Below are 14780 nucleotides of genomic sequence, written 5' to 3'. Positions count from 1 at the left end.
ATCCCAATAACGGGCGCCCCCGCACACCAGCGACGCATAGTCCTGGGTCTTCGCGGATGAAAACCAGCGCCTGTACGGTCGATGCCCTGGCGCTGGCTCCATGTGCGTTCTGCCTCTTGCCCTTCATGGGCGGTGTGCCGACCCATAGTGGGCGGGATGGGCTCCGCAACGCAGGAGCAGAGACTGCGTTGCGGGTCTCACGGCGGCGGTGCGTTTGCGGTCCACTCGTAGGAGCTGGGTGAACGACGGACATAGAGCCGGTGGGTACGTCGGAGTCATGCGCGTAGTCGTCATCGGGGGCACCGGACACATCGGCACCTACCTCGTGCCCAGCCTCGTCAAAGCCGGGCACGAGACCGTCGTCATCAGTCGAGGATCGCGGCGGCCCTACCGCGACGACCCGGCCTGGCGCGAGGTCGAGACGGTGACCTGCGACCGCGACGCCGCCGAGCAGGACGGCGAATTCGGTGCGACTGTCGCCAAGCTGAAACCCGACGCCGTCGTCGACCTGACCTGCTTCACCACCGCCCAGGCCGAGCAGCTCGTCGACGCACTCGACGGCCAGCACCTCGTCCACACCGGCAGCATCTGGTCCTACGGTCCCAGCACCGTCGTTCCCACCACCGAGGATGCACCGAAGCGCCCCTACGGCTACTACGGCGTGAACAAGCTCGCCATCGAGCGGTACCTCATGAGCCAGGACCGGGTTCGCGCCAGCGTCGTGCACCCCGGCCACATCAGCGGCCCCGGCTGGATGCCCATCGGCCCGGCCGGCAACCTCGACCCGGCCGTGATCGAGTCCCTGAGGCGGGACGGCTCGTGCACCCTCCCCGACCGCGGCGGCGAGACCGTCCACCACGTCCACGCCGAGGACGTCGCAGCCCTGCACCAGGCCTGCCTCGAGCAGCCCGACGCCGCAGCCGGTGAGAGCTTCAACAGCGTGTGCACCCAGGCCCTCACGCTCCGCGGCTACGCCGAGCTCGTCGCGCACCACTTCGGCCACGAGCCGAAGCTCGAGTTCGTCCCGTGGGCCGAGTTCCAGGCCCGGACCGATGCCGAGCAGGTCGAGATCACCCTCGACCACATCGGCCGGGCACCGATGTTCTCGATGGAGAAGGCGCGCGCTGTCCTCGGCTTCGAGCCGAGACACGGCGTCACGGACACCGTCCTCGAAGCCATCGACGCGTGGGTCGCCGCCCAGGACAACTGACCGCCAGCAGAACCCGCGCCCCACGGCCCATCACCCCACCACGGCGGGTACGTTCCGCATGTGAGTGACCCCGAGAGCGCACCGCCACCGGCCGCCGTCCACGGCCGGGCCGCGCACGTCCGCGGCCTCGTGCTCGCCGCCGGCGCCGGCCGGCGCATGGGCGGACCCAAGGCCCTCCTGCGCCACCGCCCCGACGACCCCACCCTCGTCGAGCGCTCGGTCCAGCTGCTGCACGCCGGCGGCTGCTCCGGCACCACCGTCGTCGTCGGTGCCGCCGCCGAGGAGGTCACCTCCATCGTCACCGCCCTGGGCCGCGACGTCGACGTGGTCTGGTGCCCCGACTGGGAGGAGGGCATGGGCGCCTCGCTGCGAGCCGGCCTCACCGCCATGGCCCGCACGACCCACGAGGGCGAGGGCTGCGTCGACGCCGTCCTCGTCACCCTCGTCGACCTGCCCGACCTCACCCCCGACGTCGTCGCCCGGGTGCTCGACGCCCCCGGCCACGTCGACAACGCCCACTCGGCACACCCCGACCCCGACGAGCACGCCGTGGACGTGCACGAGCCCGCCGGCCCCACGCCCAAGGAGCTGCGCGCGACCCTGAGGCGGGCGGCATACGACGGCGTCCCCGGTCACCCCGCGCTCATCGGCCGCGACCACTGGGAGGCGGTCGTGGCCACGGCCGTCGGCGACCACGGCGCCCGCAGCTACTACCGGATCACCCCGCACGAGCTCGTCGAGTGCGGCGACCTCGCCACCGGCCGCGACGCCGACACCCGGGACGAGCTCGACCGCCTCCGCTGAGGCGCGCCGCCGCCGCCCCGGCGCCGGGGCGGCCCGGACGCCTCGCCGGCCCGGACGCCGCGCCGGCACCCCGGGAGGCCCTTCGCTTCCGAACGAGCCGTTCATGGGTGATGCTCGGGGAATGGACCACGTGTTCGACACTGCCGCCGACGTCACGACCGCCCTCGGGCGCACGGGCTACCTCGCCGACGAGGCGCTCGCCACCGTGACGTTCCTCGCGACTCGGCTCAACCGGCCCATCCTGCTCGAGGGCGAGCCGGGCACCGGCAAGACCGCCCTCGCCGAGGCCCTCGCCCAGGCGCTCGACCTCAAGCTGATCCGCCTCCAGTGCTACGAGGGCATCGACGCGACCCAGGCCCTCTACGACTGGGACTTCCCGCGCCAGATCCTGCACCTGCGCACCGTCGAGGCGATCAGCCGCGACGAGGACCACGACTCGCACGCGCTCAACACCGCGGCCCTCGAGGCCGAGCTCTTCGACGAGCGCTTCCTCCTCGCCCGCCCGGTGCTCCAGGCCCTGCGCGAAGCGCCCTGCGTCCTGCTCATCGACGAGATCGACCGCGCCGACGACGAGTTCGAGGCCTTCCTCCTCGAGGTCCTCTCCACGTGGCAGGTGACGATCCCCGAGCTCGGCACCGTCGGCGCCGCCACCCCGCCGATCGTCGTCCTGACCTCCAACCGCACCCGCGAGCTGCACGACGCGCTCAAGCGCCGCTGCCTCTACCACTGGATCGACCACCCGGGCCTGGCCCGCGAGCTCGAGATCGTCCGCACGCGTCTGCCCGAGGTCTCCGCCGCGCTCGCGGAGCAGGTCGTCACCCTCGTCCAGCGCCTCCGCGGCTCGGGCGAGCTCATCAAGCCGCCCGGCGTCGCCGAGACCCTCGACTGGGCGCGCGCCCTCGAGACCGTCGGCGCCACCCGCCTCGACCCCGAGGTCGCCGCCGCCACCCTCGGCGCCGCCCTGAAGTACCGCGAGGACTCCGAACGGATCCGCGCCTCCCTCGACAAGCTGCTGACCGTATGACCCTGCCCACCCCGCCACTCCCAGCCGAGCCCCCGCGGCCCGACGCCCCAGCGGACGCCGAGCCCCAGCCCGACGAGCTGCTCCTCGGCTTCGCCCGCGCCCTGCGCGCCGCCGGCGTCCACGTCACCGCCGACCGCGAACGCACCTTCCTCCTCGCCGCCGCCACCGTCGGCATGGGCGAGCGCACCGGCGTCTACTGGGCCGGGCGCGCGACCCTGACGAGCGTCCCCGCCGACTTCCCGATCTACGACGAGGTCTTCGAGCGCTGGTTCGGCGGCGAGTCCCTCCCCAGGGGCCAGCGCGTCGACATCGTCCGGCCACCCGTGCACCAGGCCCCGCTCGACAGCGGCGAGGGCGAGGCCGGCGAGAGCGACGGCGAGACGATCACGGCCCGCGCCAGCGCCCAGGAGGTCCTGCGCCACCGCGACGTTGCGACCCTCAGCGCCGCCGACCGCGCCGCAGCGGCAAGGCTCTTCGCCCGCCTCGACCCGCGCGCCCCGAAGCGCCGCGCCCGCCGCCACGTGCGCGCCACGAGCGGCACCATCGACGGCCCCGCCACCCTGCGCGAGCAGCTGCGCTGGGTCGGCGAGCCCGGCCGCATCCACCACCGTCGCCGCGCCACCCGCCCGCGCCGTATCGTCCTGCTCATCGACGTCTCCGGCTCGATGAGCCCGTATGCCGACAGCCTCCTTCGCCTCGCCCACGTCTTCGTGCGCACGGTGCCGCACGTGGAGGTCTTCACCATGGGCACCCGCCTGACCCACGTGACCCGCGCCCTCACCGAGCGCGACCCCGACCGGGCCCTCGCCGCCGCCGGTCGCGTCGTCCCCGACTGGTCGGGCGGCACGCGCCTCGGCGAGGCGATCGGCGCCTTCCTCGACCGCTGGGGCCGCCGGGGGATGGCCCGCGGCTCGGTCGTCGTCGTCTTCTCCGACGGCTGGGAGCGCGAGGGCCCCGAGCTGCTCGGCGAGCAGATGCGCCGGCTCGCCGCGCTCTCGCACCGCGTCGTGTGGGTCAACCCGCACCGCGGCAAGACCGGCTACGAGCCCGTGCAGCAGGGCATCGTCGCCGCCCTGCCGCACATCGACGACTTCGTCGCGGGGCACTCGCTCGCGGCGTTCGAGGAGCTGATCGAGGTGGTCGCCAATGCGTGAGGTGATGGACGAGCTGATGCGGTGGTGGTCAGCCGGCGAGACCGTGGGCGTCGGCACCGTCGTCGGCACGTGGCGATCTGCGCCGCGCCAGCCCGGCGCGTCGATGCTCGTCGGCCCCGGCGGCGAGGCCGTCGGCTCGGTCTCCGGGGGCTGCGTCGAGGGCGCCGTCTACGAGCTGTCCCAGGAGGTCGTCGAGTCCGGCACCCCCGTGCTCCAGCGCTACGGCGTCAGCGACGACGACGCGTATGCCGTCGGGCTGACCTGCGGCGGCATCCTCGACGTCTTCGTCGAGAAGGTCTCCCGCGAGACGTTCCCCGAGCTCGGCGACGTCGCCGCCGACATCGAGGCGGGCCGGCCCGTCGCGGTCGTCACCGTCATCGAGCACCCCGACCCCGCGTGGGTGGGCCGCCGCGTCGTCGTGCACCCGGAGGACGACGGCGACGACACGGCATCCGTCCTCGGGTCCCTCGGCAGCGGACGCGCCGACGACGCCGTACGCGACGACGCCAGAGGGCTTCTCGCGCAGGGCCGCTCGGCGATCCTCACCTACGGCCCCGACGGTGAGCGACGCGGCGAGGGGATGCGCGTCTTCGTCGCCGCCCACGCGCCCAAGCCCCGGATGCTCGTCTTCGGCGCCATCGACTTCGCCGCCGCCGTCGCGAAGGTCGGCAGCTTCCTCGGCTACCACGTGACGGTGTGCGACGCCCGGCCCGTCTTCGCCACGAAGACCCGCTTCCCCGGCGCCGACGAGGTGGTCGTGAAGTGGCCGCACGACTACCTCCAGGGCGAGGTCGACGCCGGCCGCATCGACAGCCGCACGGTGCTCGCCGTGCTGACCCACGACCCGAAGTTCGACGTGCCGCTGCTCGAGGTGGCCCTGCGCCTGCCCGAGGTCGCCTACATCGGCGCCATGGGCTCGCGGCGCACCCACGAGGACCGGCTCGCCCGCCTGCGCGAGGCCGGCCTCACCGAGCCCGAGCTGGCCCGGATGAGCTCGCCGATCGGCCTCGACCTCGGCGCCCGCACGCCCGAGGAGACGGCGATCTCGATCGCCGCCGAGATCATCGCGCTGCGTTGGGGAGGCGCGGGGGAGCGCCTCGCTGTGACCGAGGGCCCGATCCACCACCACCATCCCGCGCACGAGTCCGAGCCCGCCTGACGGAGGAGGAGAGGCGCGCCCTCCCACGCGCCGCCGGGGCACGCAACCGCGCCGTGGCGCACTTTCAGGGTCGAGGAGGCCGCGGCCGGGCACGGAACTGCGCCATGACGCACTCTCAGGTCCCCTCACGACGAGCCCGAGCCCGAGCCCGAGCGCGACCGGCGGCCGTCAGCCCACGCGTACGGCCTGGACGACGGCGTCGACGCCCGACCCCGCCTGCGCGCGGCGGCGCTCCTCCGCGACGACCAGCCGCCACGTCGAGGCGTCCAGCACCCCGACGACGTCCTCCACGCCGACCTGCACCTGTCCTGCGGCGGGCGTCGGCTCGCCGGTCTCGGGGTCGACCGGCTGGTGGCCGACCATGAGCAGCGTGCCTCCACGCGCGACGCCTCCGGCCATCCGGGCCACGAACTCCGGCACCGACCCGGCGACGTGGACGTAGAGGCAGGTGACGAGGTCGAAGCCGCCCGGCTCGGGCGCCCACGAGCCGAGGTCGCCCTCGACCCAGTCGATGCGCCCGGCCACCTCCGCCCCCATCGACTCCGCCGTCGACCGGGCGAGGCCCAGCGCCGTCGCCGAGAAGTCGACCGCCGCCACCGTCCACCCGGCCGCCGCGAGCCAGATCGCCTCCGCGCCGTGCCCACAGCCCGCGTCGAGCGCCCGCCCGGGCGCGAGGCCCGCCGCCACGTCGAGGGCGTACGCGTTGGGCGGGCGCTGCGCGACCGCGTCACCGTGCTCGCGCAGCGCCTCGGTCCAGCGCCGCTCCCACGTCTGCCGGTCGAACTGGTCGCGTGTCATCGGGCCGTCACCGTCAGTGGGCGCTCGAGGTCTTCCACAGGTTGATGCCGCCCTCGACGGCATACTCATCGATCTTCTCGAGCTCCTCGTCGGTGAAGTCGAGGCGGTCGAGCGACCCGAGGCTGTCCTCGAGCTGGCCGACGGACGAGGCGCCGATGAGCACCGAGGTGACGCGCGAGTCGCGCAGCACCCAGGCCAGCGCCATCTGCGCCAGCGACTGCCCGCGCTCCTTGGCCATCTCGTTCAGGGCGCGGATGTGCTTGAGGTTCTGCTCGGTCAGCAGGTCGGTCGACAGGGACTTGCCCTGCGAGGCGCGCGAGCCCTCCGGGATGCCGTCGAGGTACTTGTCGGTCAGCATGCCCTGCGCGAGCGGGGAGAAGGCGATGCAGCCGACGCCCTCCTCGCCGAGGACGTCGAGCAGGTCCTCCTCGACCCAGCGGTTGAGCATCGAGTAGCTCGGCTGGTGGATGAGCAGCGGCGTGCCCATCGAGCGCAGGATCTCGACCGCCTCGCGCGTGCGCGGACCCGAGTAGCTCGAGATGCCGGCATACAGCGCCCGACCCGAGCGGACCGCCGTGTCAAGGGCGCCCATCGTCTCCTCGAGCGGCGTCGTCTCGTCGAAACGGTGGGAGTAGAAGATGTCGACGTAGTCGACCCCCATGCGCTTCAGCGACTGGTCGAGCGAGGCCAGGACGTACTTGCGGCTGCCTCCGCCCTGGCCGTACGGGCCCGGCCACATGTCGTAGCCGGCCTTCGTGGACAGGATCAGCTCGTCGCGGTAGGGCTTGAAGTCCTGCGCGTAGATGGCGCCGAAGTTGCGCTCCGCCGAGCCGTAGGGCGGGCCGTAGTTGTTGGCGAGGTCGAAGTGCGTGACCCCGAGGTCGAACGCGCGGCGCAGCGTCGCGCGCTGGCGGTCGAGCGGCACGTCGTCGCCGAAGTTGTGCCACAGGCCGAGCGACACGGCCGGCAGGTCGAGCCCGGAGCGGCCGGTCCGGCGGTAGGTCATCGAGTCGTAGCGGCTGCGGGAGGCCTGGTAGTCGTCGGCGTGAAGAGTCATGCCGACAGTCTTGCCCGTTCCCGGGGCGAGACCAACGGGGGCCCCGGTGTCAGGCCCGGTGTCAGGCCCCGGTGTCACACGTTCTTGCCGTTGCCCTTGTGGAGTCTCTGAACCCGAGTAACACTCGCCTCGGGGAAGTCAGAGATCTCAACTGCAGCGTGGCAGGAGGACCGACAAGCATGACCCGAATCAATGTGACCGTCGACGGGGTGAGCTACTCCGACGAGGTCGAGCCCAGGACCCTACTGGTCCAGTACCTTCGCGAGACCCTCGGCAAGACAGGCACCGTCATCGGCTGCGACACCAGCAACTGCGGTGCCTGCACCGTCCACCTCGACGGCACGAGCGTGAAGTCGTGCAACGTCCTCGCAGTCCAGGCCGACGGTCACGAGGTGAGCACCATCGAGGGGCTGGCCACCGACGGCCGGCTGCACCCGATGCAGCAGGCCTTCCACGAGTGCCACGCCCTGCAGTGCGGCTACTGCACCCCGGGGATGATCATGCAGGCGTGTGACCTGCTGAAGGAGAACCCCGACCCGAGCGAGCAGGAGATCCGCGAGGGTCTCGAGGGCAACCTCTGCCGCTGCACCGGCTACCACAACATCGTCAAGGCCGTGCAGCAGGCGGCCAAGGACCTCAGCTCGCAGGCGGTGTCGTCATGACGATCACCGAGGACCGGCCCGCCGAGTCGGGCCCGGCCGGCGAGATCGGCAAGGCCCGCACCCGCAAGGAGGACCAGCGCCTCATCACCGGCCGTACCCGCTGGACCGACAACATCCAGCTTCCCGGGATGCTGCACCTCGCGATGGTGCGCAGCCCGTTCGCGCACGCGACGATCACGAACATCGACGTCGAGGAGGCCCGGAAGTCGCCCGGTGTCGTCGGGGTCTTCACCGGCCGCGACGTGGCGGACGGGCAGGGCCTGATCGCCAACGCCTGGCCGCTCAACGGCGAGCAGAAGACGCCGAACCACCTGCCCGTCGCGGTCGACCGCGTCGCCTGCGCGGGCGAGATCGTCGCCGTCGTCGCGGCCCGCTCGGCCGCCGAGGCCCGTGACGCCGCCGAGCTCGTCGACGTCGACTACGACGAGCTCCCGGCGGTGCTCGACCTCAAGCAGGCCGCCACCGACGAGGTGCTCGCCCACCCCGACCTCGGCACCAACACCTCGGCCGTGTGGACGCTCGACTCCGCAGCGCAGGGGTCGGGCACCGACGTCGAGCAGGAGATCGCCAAGGCCCGTGAGAACGGGATCGTCCTCGAGCGCGAGTACCGCCAGCAGCGGCTCATCCCCGCGTTCATGGAGCCGCGCTCGACTGTGTGCGACCCGACCGGGGAGCAGCTGACCGTCTGGACCTCGACGCAGGTGCCGCACATCCTGCGCTTCCTCCTCGCCGCCACGACGGGTATGCCGGAGTCCAAGATCCGCATCATCGCCCCCGACGTGGGCGGCGGCTTCGGCGGCAAGCTGCAGACGACGCCGGAGGAGTTCGCGACCATCGCCGTCGCCCGCCGGCTCGGCAAGCCCTGCAAGTACACCGAGACTCGCAGCGAGTCGATCCTCTCGGGGCACCACGGGCGCGACCAGATCCAGAAGCTGACCCTCGCCGCCGACAGGGACGGGAAGGTCACGGGCCTCAAGGTCGAGCTGCTCGCCGACCTCGGCGCGTACGTCGGCGTCGTCGGCGGCGGCGTGCCGGTGCTCGGCGCGTGGATGTTCAACTCCATCTACAAGTTCGACGCCTACCACTTCACCGTGCGGACGCTGCTGACCAACAAGACGTGGGTCGACGCCTACCGCGGGGCCGGGCGCCCGGAGGCGACCTACGCGATCGAGCGACTCATGGACGAGCTCGCCGTCGAGGTGGGCGTCGACCCCCTCGAGATCCGCGAGAAGAACTGGATCAAGCACGAGGAGTTCCCGTTCACGACGGTGGCCGGGATGACGTACGACTCGGGCAACTACGAGGCGGCCACCGCCAAGGCCAAGGAGCTCTTCGGCTACGACGAGCTGCGCGCCGAGCAGAAGCGGCGCCGCGAGAGCAACGACCCGGTGCAGCTCGGCATCGGCATCTCGACCTTCACGGAGATGTGCGGGCTCGCCCCGTCCCGCATCCTCGGCTCGCTGAACTACGGCGCCGGCGGTTGGGAGAGCGCCAGCATCCGCATGCTGGCCACCGGCAAGGTCGAGGTCATCACCGGTGTCTCACCGCACGGCCAGGGCCACGAGACGGCTTGGAGCCAGATCGTCGCCGACCGGCTCGGCGTGCCCTTCGAGGACGTCGAGGTGCTCCACGGCGACACGCAGATCGCCCACCGCGGCATGGACACCTACGGCTCCCGCTCGCTCGTCGTCGGCGCCGAGGCCGTCGTCCGCGCCGCCGACAAGGTCATCGACAAGGCCAAGCCGATCGCGGCCCACCTGCTCGAGGCCAGCGTCGAGGACATCGAGTTCACCGGCGGCCGGTTCGGGGTCAAGGGCACCGACAAGGGCATCAGCATGGGCGAGGTGGCGATGGCCAGCTGGACCGGCCACAACCTGCCCGACGGGGCCGAGCCGAGCATCGACGCCGACGCCACCTTCGACCCGGAGAACTTCTCCTTCCCGCACGGCACCCACCTCTGCGCCATCGAGGTGGACACCGAGACGGGCGGGACGAAGATGCGCAAGTACGTCTGCGTCGACGACATCGGCACGATCATCAACCCGCTCATCGTCGAGGGCCAGGTGCACGGCGGCCTCGTCCAGGGCATCGCGCAGGCCCTCTGGGAGGGGGCCGAGTACGACGACCAGGGCACCCTCGTGACCGGCTCGTTCGTCGACTACACCCTGCCGACGTCGGCCGACACGATCAGCTTCGTCACCGACCACACGACCTCGCCCGCCACCTACACAAAGCTCGGCACCAAGGGAGTCGGCGAGGCCGGCGCCATCGCCTCGACGCCCGCGGTGGTCAACGCGATCGTCGACGCGCTGCGCCCGTTCGGGGTGGACGACGTCGTCATGCCGTGCACGCCGGAGCGGGTGTGGAAGGCGATCCAGGCCGGCCACCCGGTCACCACCGAGGGCGAGCGGGACGCGCAGGCCCACTTCGACGAGGCCACGCCCAACCAGGACCCGGGAGCGGGCACCCCGGAGTCGACGAGCTCGTGGTCGGCCGATGCGGACTCCGGCGATACCGGCTCCGCGAGCGAAGGGAGCCGGTCGTGATCCCCGCACAGTTCGACTACCTCGCCCCCACGTCGGTCCACGAGGCGATCGCGGCGCTCGCGGAGCACGGCGACGACGCCAAGGTGCTCGCCGGCGGACAGTCGCTGCTGCCGATCCTGCGGATGCGGCTCAACGCACCGGGGATCGTCATCGACCTCGGGAAGATCCCCGAGCTCCAGGGCGTCTCGGAGGAGGGTGACCACCTCGTCATCGGTGCCATGACCACGTATGCCGCCGTGCTGGCCTCCGAGGCCGTCGCGACGCATGCGGCGGTGCTGTCCAAGGCGATCCACACCGTGGCGGACCCCCAGATCCGGCACCGGGGCACGGTCGGCGGCGCACTCGTGCACGCCGACCCGGCCGGTGACGTCGGCGCGCCGGCGCTCGCGCTCGAGGCAGAGCTCGTCATCGCCGGTGCCGACGGCGCCACCCGCACGGTCGCAGCGGAGGACTTCTTCGAGGACCTCTTCACCACCGCCGTCGGCGAGGGCGAGCTGCTGACGCACATCCGCATCCCCAAGCACACGGGCTGGGGAGCGCACTACGAGAAGTTCGTCCGCGTCAGCCACCAGTGGTCGATCGTCGGGGTCGCGGCGACGGTGCGCAGCGAGGGCGGCTCGATCGCCGAGGCCCGGGTGGGCCTCACCAACATGGGCTCCACTCCGCTGCGGGCGCGTTCGGTCGAGGAGGCCCTCGTCGGGCAGCCCGCGACCGACGAGGCGGTCCGTGCCGCGGTCGCGTCCGTGGCCGACGGCACCAACCCGCCGTCGGACCTCAACGGCGACTCCGACTACCGCAAGCACCTGGCCACGGTGCTGACCCGACGCGCGGTCCTCGCCGCGGCAGGAGCGTGATCGCCGGATGGAGCTGACCCACACCTTCACCGTGCCGACCTCGGTCGACGACGCCTGGGACCTGTTCATGGACCTCGAGCGCGTCGGCAGCTGCTTCCCCGGGGCGACCGTCACGGAGGTCAGCGACGACGGCTTCTCGGGCACGGTCAAGGTCAAGCTCGGCCCGATCGCCCTCGTCTACACCGGGTCCGGCTCGTTCGTGCAGCGCGACGACGCAGCCCACAGTGCGGTCATCGAGGCCAAGGGCAAGGACAAGCGGGGCAACGGCACGGCCGGCGCCACCGTGACGATCCAGCTCACCGACGCCGAGGGCGGCACCAAGGCCGACGTCGTCACCGACCTGGCCGTCACGGGCAAGCCGGCGCAGTTCGGCCGCGGCGTCATGCAGGACGTCTCCGACAAGCTGCTGCAGCAGTTCGTCGCCTGCATCGAGAAGCAGCTGACCGGGCCGGAGGCAGCGCCGGAAGGTGGAGCCGAGGAGGCGCCGGCCCCGGCCGGAGCCGCTGCCGGAGCAGCTTCCGGAGTGGCTTCCGGAGCGGCTGCCGCAGCGCCCGACGGGAAGGCGGCGGCCGCCGCGCCGGCGGGCTTCGTCGAGACGGGGTCGGACGTGCTGGCGGCCGACACGGCCACGGCCGCCGGTGCTGCCGCGTCGTCCGCGGCCCCGGTCGCGGCTGTGCCGCGGCGCGTCACCAGTGACGTCGAGGAGGAGGCGCTCGACCTCGGCTCCGCGGTCATGCCCGTGCTGATCCAGCGGTATGCCGGCTATGCGGCCGCCGCCGCCATCGGCGTTCTCATCGGCTGGCTCATCGGGCGTCGCGGCGACTGAGCAGTCCCAGCCCGCGCGGCCTGTCTTGGACGGTCGCACCCGGAAGGCCCGGTCCCTCGCGGACCGGGCCTTCCGGCATACGTCCTCGGGATCGGGAAGACCCGGGCGCGGCGGTGACGTTGGACCGGGGGACAGCCGTTCCCGAGCCCCAGGAGAGTCATGTCCCGCGTCACGATCATCGGCGGTCACGGCAAGGTCGCCCTGCTCGCAGCCCCACTGCTCGTCGCCGACGGCCACGACGTCACGTCGGTCGTCCGGAACCCCGAGCACGTCGCCGACGTGGAGCAGACCGGCGCCACCGCAGCGGTCCTCGACGTCGAGAGCTCGTCGACCGAGCAGATCGCCGAGCTGGTGCGCGGCAGTGACGTCGTCGTGTGGTCCGCGGGGGCCGGCGGCGGCAGCCCGCAGCGGACGTATGCCGTGGACCGCGACGCCGCGATCCGCTCCATGGACGCGGCCGCCCAGGCCGGCGTCGGGCGCTACGTGATGGTGTCGTACTTCGGCGCCGGGCCCGACCACGGCACCCCCGAGGACAGCTCCTTCTACGCGTACGCCGACGCGAAGTCCGCCGCCGACGAGCACCTCCAGGGGACCGACCTCGCGTGGACGATCCTGCGGCCGAGCGGCCTGACGCTCGAGGCGGCCACCGGGCACATCGCGTCGGGCGACGGTGTCTCGGCCGGGCACGTCTCCCGCGACAACGTCGCGCACGTCATCCGTTCCGTCGTCGGGCACCCCGACAGCACCGCCCGGCGGATCATCGCGTTCAACGACGGCGCCTCGCCCATCGACGAGGTCGTCAGCGCGGGGTGACGGGCACGGCGAGGACGACGTTGATGTCGTCGTAGTTGCCGATGGCCGGGTCCCAGGTGCCGCCGCACGTCGCGAGGAGCAGGCGTTCGGGGCCGGCGAAGTCGTAGAGGTGCTGGCTCGCGATCAGCTGCGGGTACGCGTGTGCCGAGCTGATCGTCCGCCACACCTTCGTGATGCGGTAGGAGCAGACCGAGCCGTTGTCCTGGCGCAGCTGGATGAGCTGACCGGTGGCGATGCGGCGGGCGAAGTCCTCCGTGAAGATCGCCGAGCCGTCCCGGTAGGTGTGACCGTCGATGAGGACGGTGCCCTTCCCGGACCCGGGACGAGGCCCGGCGGCGTACCAGCCTGCCTTGGTGCGGTCGGTCGGCGTGCCGAGCGGTGCCTGGCCGTTGGCGTCGCGCCGTCCGCCCTGGTCGAGCCCGATCCGTTCGAAGGGGGCGTCGACGCCCAGAGCCGGAATGCGCAGGCGCTCGGGGGCCCCGACGCGGCACGACGGTGCCGGCTTGGGCTGGGTGGCACGTGGCGCCGGTGTGCCCGGCGTGCGCGGGGTGCGCGGTGTCGCGGGAACGGACTGCACTGTGCCGGAAGGCTGCCCGGTGATGGGAGTGGTGGTGCCGGGGCCTTGCCCTTGGCTCACCGGCGGGTCGGGCCAGGCCGACACCGTGGACGCAGCCGCGGCGGGGCCCCCGCCCGGACGCGGCACGAGGTACCAGAGGCCGGCGGCGACCAGGGCCACCGACAGCAGCACGACCATCCAACGTGCAGCTCGACGTGTGCGAGCTGATGCGCGACGACCCATCGGACAGACCCCCTCCCGTGAATGGGCGTCCGGCACCCGGCCACTGACGTACGTGGTGGCCGGGTGCCGTCAGGTCTCAGCGGGAGGCGTTCTCGCGGCGGCGGCGGAGTGCTTCGCCCGCGGCGAGTGCCAGGCCGCCGGCGAGCAGGCTCGACCCGAGGAGGCGGTTGCTCGACGACATCTCGCCCTCACCGCCGGTGTGCGGAGCTCCGACGCCCGGCACCACACCGGTCCCGCCGTTGCCGCTGGCAGGCGTGGTGGCGGGAACGACCGGCGTCGTGCTCGTGCTCTTGGTCGGGACCGGAGCGGTCGTGACGGCCGTCGTCGGGACGGTGGTCGTCGGGACGGTGCTCGTCGGGACGTTCGTGGTGGGCGCCGTGGTCGTCGGGGCCGTGGTCGTCGGCTCGCTCTTCGTCGGCTCGCTCTTGGTCGGCTCCGCCGTGGTGGGCTGCGTGGTGGTGGGCTGCGTGGTGGTCGGTTCGGTGGTCGGCTGGGTCGGCTCGCTCTTCGTCGGCTCCGCCGTGGTGGTGGTCTCCGTGACGGTGGGCTCGGTGGTGGCCGCCGTCGTGGTCGTGCTGCTGGTCGGCTCGGGCGTCTTGCCCGTGCAGACCGCGTCGCCGCTGTCGACGATGACGGCGGCGTCGTCCGAACCTCGGAACTTGCCGCCCTGCAGGCTCGCCTCGTCGACGAGGAGCGGGTTCTTGCCCGGCTTGAGCACCTGGTCGCTCTGCGGGCCGATGTAGGCGCACACCCACACCTGGTGGGCATCGCCCGGGGTGGCCGAGGCGGTCCAGCCTGTCGCGAGCGCCGCAGCCCCCGCGGTCGCGAGCCCTCCAGCGGCGACAAGGGTCAGGACGCGACGCGGAAGTCGCAGGGTTCTCTGATTCATGATGTAGCTGTCCCCTAGAAAGTCGTGGCGGCGCTTCGTTTGTCCCCCCGCGCCTGAAACCCGAACAGGGTCTTTCTATCCCGGTTTAGTAAAGAAACGAGCCATATCGGAGAGAAAGTTAAAGAAATTCCCAAGTGTCCGTAAGCATTTGGCCGCACTTGTCGTAATTGACCGAATCGGTGGGA

Annotated in this window: 14 protein-coding genes; 10 read left to right on the top strand and 4 right to left on the bottom strand. The window is 72.2% G+C overall.

Annotated features, from left to right (window positions below; genetic code table 11):
• Positions 1-277: 277 nt before the first annotated feature.
• The 5 genes from ABD241_RS08345 to ABD241_RS08325 all read left to right on the top strand — a co-directional run bounded on the left by ABD241_RS08345 (position 278) and on the right by ABD241_RS08325 (position 5351).
• A complete protein-coding gene (locus ABD241_RS08345; protein WP_344060463.1) occupies positions 278-1210 on the top strand; it encodes an NAD-dependent epimerase/dehydratase family protein in 933 nt (310 codons plus the stop codon).
• Positions 1211-1270: 60 nt separating this feature from the next.
• The gene (locus ABD241_RS08340) at positions 1271-2014 is read left to right on the top strand and encodes a nucleotidyltransferase family protein (protein ID WP_344060460.1); all 744 of its coding nucleotides are present in this window, start codon (positions 1271-1273) and stop codon (positions 2012-2014) included.
• Between the two features lie 121 nt (positions 2015-2135).
• Entirely contained in the window at positions 2136-3038 is a 903-nt protein-coding gene (locus tag ABD241_RS08335; protein WP_344060457.1) for an AAA family ATPase, read from the top strand.
• Complete coding sequence (locus tag ABD241_RS08330) at positions 3035-4192, top strand: vWA domain-containing protein (protein WP_344060454.1); 1158 nt, start codon at positions 3035-3037, stop codon at positions 4190-4192. Before ABD241_RS08335 ends, ABD241_RS08330 begins: the two co-directional genes overlap by 4 nt.
• Positions 4185-5351: an XdhC family protein gene (locus ABD241_RS08325; RefSeq protein ID WP_344060451.1), complete on the top strand. Its 1167-nt coding sequence runs from the start codon at positions 4185-4187 to the stop codon at positions 5349-5351. The genes ABD241_RS08330 and ABD241_RS08325 overlap by 8 nt, the downstream gene beginning before the upstream one ends.
• A gap of 168 nt (positions 5352-5519) precedes the next feature.
• Here ABD241_RS08325 and ABD241_RS08320 read toward each other — a convergent pair whose 3' ends face one another.
• Positions 5520-6149: a class I SAM-dependent methyltransferase gene (locus ABD241_RS08320; RefSeq protein WP_344060448.1), complete on the bottom strand. Its 630-nt coding sequence runs from the start codon at positions 6147-6149 to the stop codon at positions 5520-5522.
• Positions 6150-6162: 13 nt separating this feature from the next.
• Positions 6163-7206, bottom strand: coding sequence for an L-glyceraldehyde 3-phosphate reductase (gene mgrA, locus ABD241_RS08315; RefSeq protein WP_344060444.1), 1044 nt, complete (start codon positions 7204-7206; stop codon positions 6163-6165).
• A gap of 179 nt (positions 7207-7385) precedes the next feature.
• Between mgrA and ABD241_RS08310 the strand changes: the two genes are divergently transcribed.
• From ABD241_RS08310 to ABD241_RS08290, 5 genes are all read left to right on the top strand, one after another.
• On the top strand, positions 7386-7868 hold the full coding sequence (locus tag ABD241_RS08310; RefSeq protein WP_344060441.1) for a (2Fe-2S)-binding protein: 483 nt from the start codon (positions 7386-7388) through the stop codon (positions 7866-7868).
• Positions 7865-10414 carry a xanthine dehydrogenase family protein molybdopterin-binding subunit gene (locus tag ABD241_RS08305; RefSeq protein ID WP_344060438.1) on the top strand — a complete coding sequence of 850 codons (2550 nt, stop codon included), beginning with the start codon at positions 7865-7867 and terminating at the stop codon, positions 10412-10414. The genes ABD241_RS08310 and ABD241_RS08305 overlap by 4 nt, the downstream gene beginning before the upstream one ends.
• Complete coding sequence (locus tag ABD241_RS08300; RefSeq protein ID WP_344060435.1) at positions 10411-11268, top strand: FAD binding domain-containing protein; 858 nt, start codon at positions 10411-10413, stop codon at positions 11266-11268. Before ABD241_RS08305 ends, ABD241_RS08300 begins: the two co-directional genes overlap by 4 nt.
• 7 nt (positions 11269-11275) lie before the next feature.
• Positions 11276-12094 carry an SRPBCC family protein gene (locus ABD241_RS08295; protein WP_344060432.1) on the top strand — a complete coding sequence of 273 codons (819 nt, stop codon included), beginning with the start codon at positions 11276-11278 and terminating at the stop codon, positions 12092-12094.
• A 159-nt stretch (positions 12095-12253) separates the two neighbouring features.
• Positions 12254-12907, top strand: coding sequence for an NAD(P)H-binding protein (locus ABD241_RS08290; protein WP_344060429.1), 654 nt, complete (start codon positions 12254-12256; stop codon positions 12905-12907).
• On the opposite strand, the gene ABD241_RS08285 is transcribed toward ABD241_RS08290, so the two are convergent.
• Together ABD241_RS08285 and ABD241_RS08280 are read right to left on the bottom strand one after the other, a co-directional pair.
• A complete protein-coding gene (locus tag ABD241_RS08285; protein ID WP_344060426.1) occupies positions 12894-13661 on the bottom strand; it encodes a class F sortase in 768 nt (255 codons plus the stop codon). The genes ABD241_RS08290 and ABD241_RS08285 overlap by 14 nt on opposite strands.
• 121 nt (positions 13662-13782) lie before the next feature.
• Positions 13783-14595, bottom strand: coding sequence for a hypothetical protein (locus tag ABD241_RS08280; protein ID WP_344060423.1), 813 nt, complete (start codon positions 14593-14595; stop codon positions 13783-13785).
• Positions 14596-14780: the final 185 nt, after the last annotated feature.

It is taken from the genome of Terrabacter lapilli, from assembly GCF_039531305.1.
Lineage (GTDB): Bacteria > Actinomycetota > Actinomycetes > Actinomycetales > Dermatophilaceae > Terrabacter > Terrabacter lapilli.
The sequence above is the reverse complement of the archived record's forward strand: the minus strand, read 5'-3'. Positions and strand labels throughout refer to the sequence as shown.

Coding starts and splice junctions, on each gene's coding strand:
- ABD241_RS08345 (WP_344060463.1), top strand. CDS start 278: ATGCGCGTAGTCGTCATCGGGGGCACCGGACACATCGGCACCTACCTC.
- ABD241_RS08335 (WP_344060457.1), top strand. CDS start 2,136: ATGGACCACGTGTTCGACACTGCCGCCGACGTCACGACCGCCCTCGGG.
- ABD241_RS08330 (WP_344060454.1), top strand. CDS start 3,035: ATGACCCTGCCCACCCCGCCACTCCCAGCCGAGCCCCCGCGGCCCGAC.
- ABD241_RS08325 (WP_344060451.1), top strand. CDS start 4,185: ATGCGTGAGGTGATGGACGAGCTGATGCGGTGGTGGTCAGCCGGCGAG.
- ABD241_RS08320 (WP_344060448.1), bottom strand. CDS start 6,149: ATGACACGCGACCAGTTCGACCGGCAGACGTGGGAGCGGCGCTGGACC.
- mgrA (WP_344060444.1), bottom strand. CDS start 7,206: ATGACTCTTCACGCCGACGACTACCAGGCCTCCCGCAGCCGCTACGAC.
- ABD241_RS08310 (WP_344060441.1), top strand. CDS start 7,386: ATGACCCGAATCAATGTGACCGTCGACGGGGTGAGCTACTCCGACGAG.
- ABD241_RS08305 (WP_344060438.1), top strand. CDS start 7,865: ATGACGATCACCGAGGACCGGCCCGCCGAGTCGGGCCCGGCCGGCGAG.
- ABD241_RS08295 (WP_344060432.1), top strand. CDS start 11,276: ATGGAGCTGACCCACACCTTCACCGTGCCGACCTCGGTCGACGACGCC.
- ABD241_RS08290 (WP_344060429.1), top strand. CDS start 12,254: ATGTCCCGCGTCACGATCATCGGCGGTCACGGCAAGGTCGCCCTGCTC.
- ABD241_RS08285 (WP_344060426.1), bottom strand. CDS start 13,661: ATGGTCGTGCTGCTGTCGGTGGCCCTGGTCGCCGCCGGCCTCTGGTAC.
- ABD241_RS08280 (WP_344060423.1), bottom strand. CDS start 14,595: ATGAATCAGAGAACCCTGCGACTTCCGCGTCGCGTCCTGACCCTTGTC.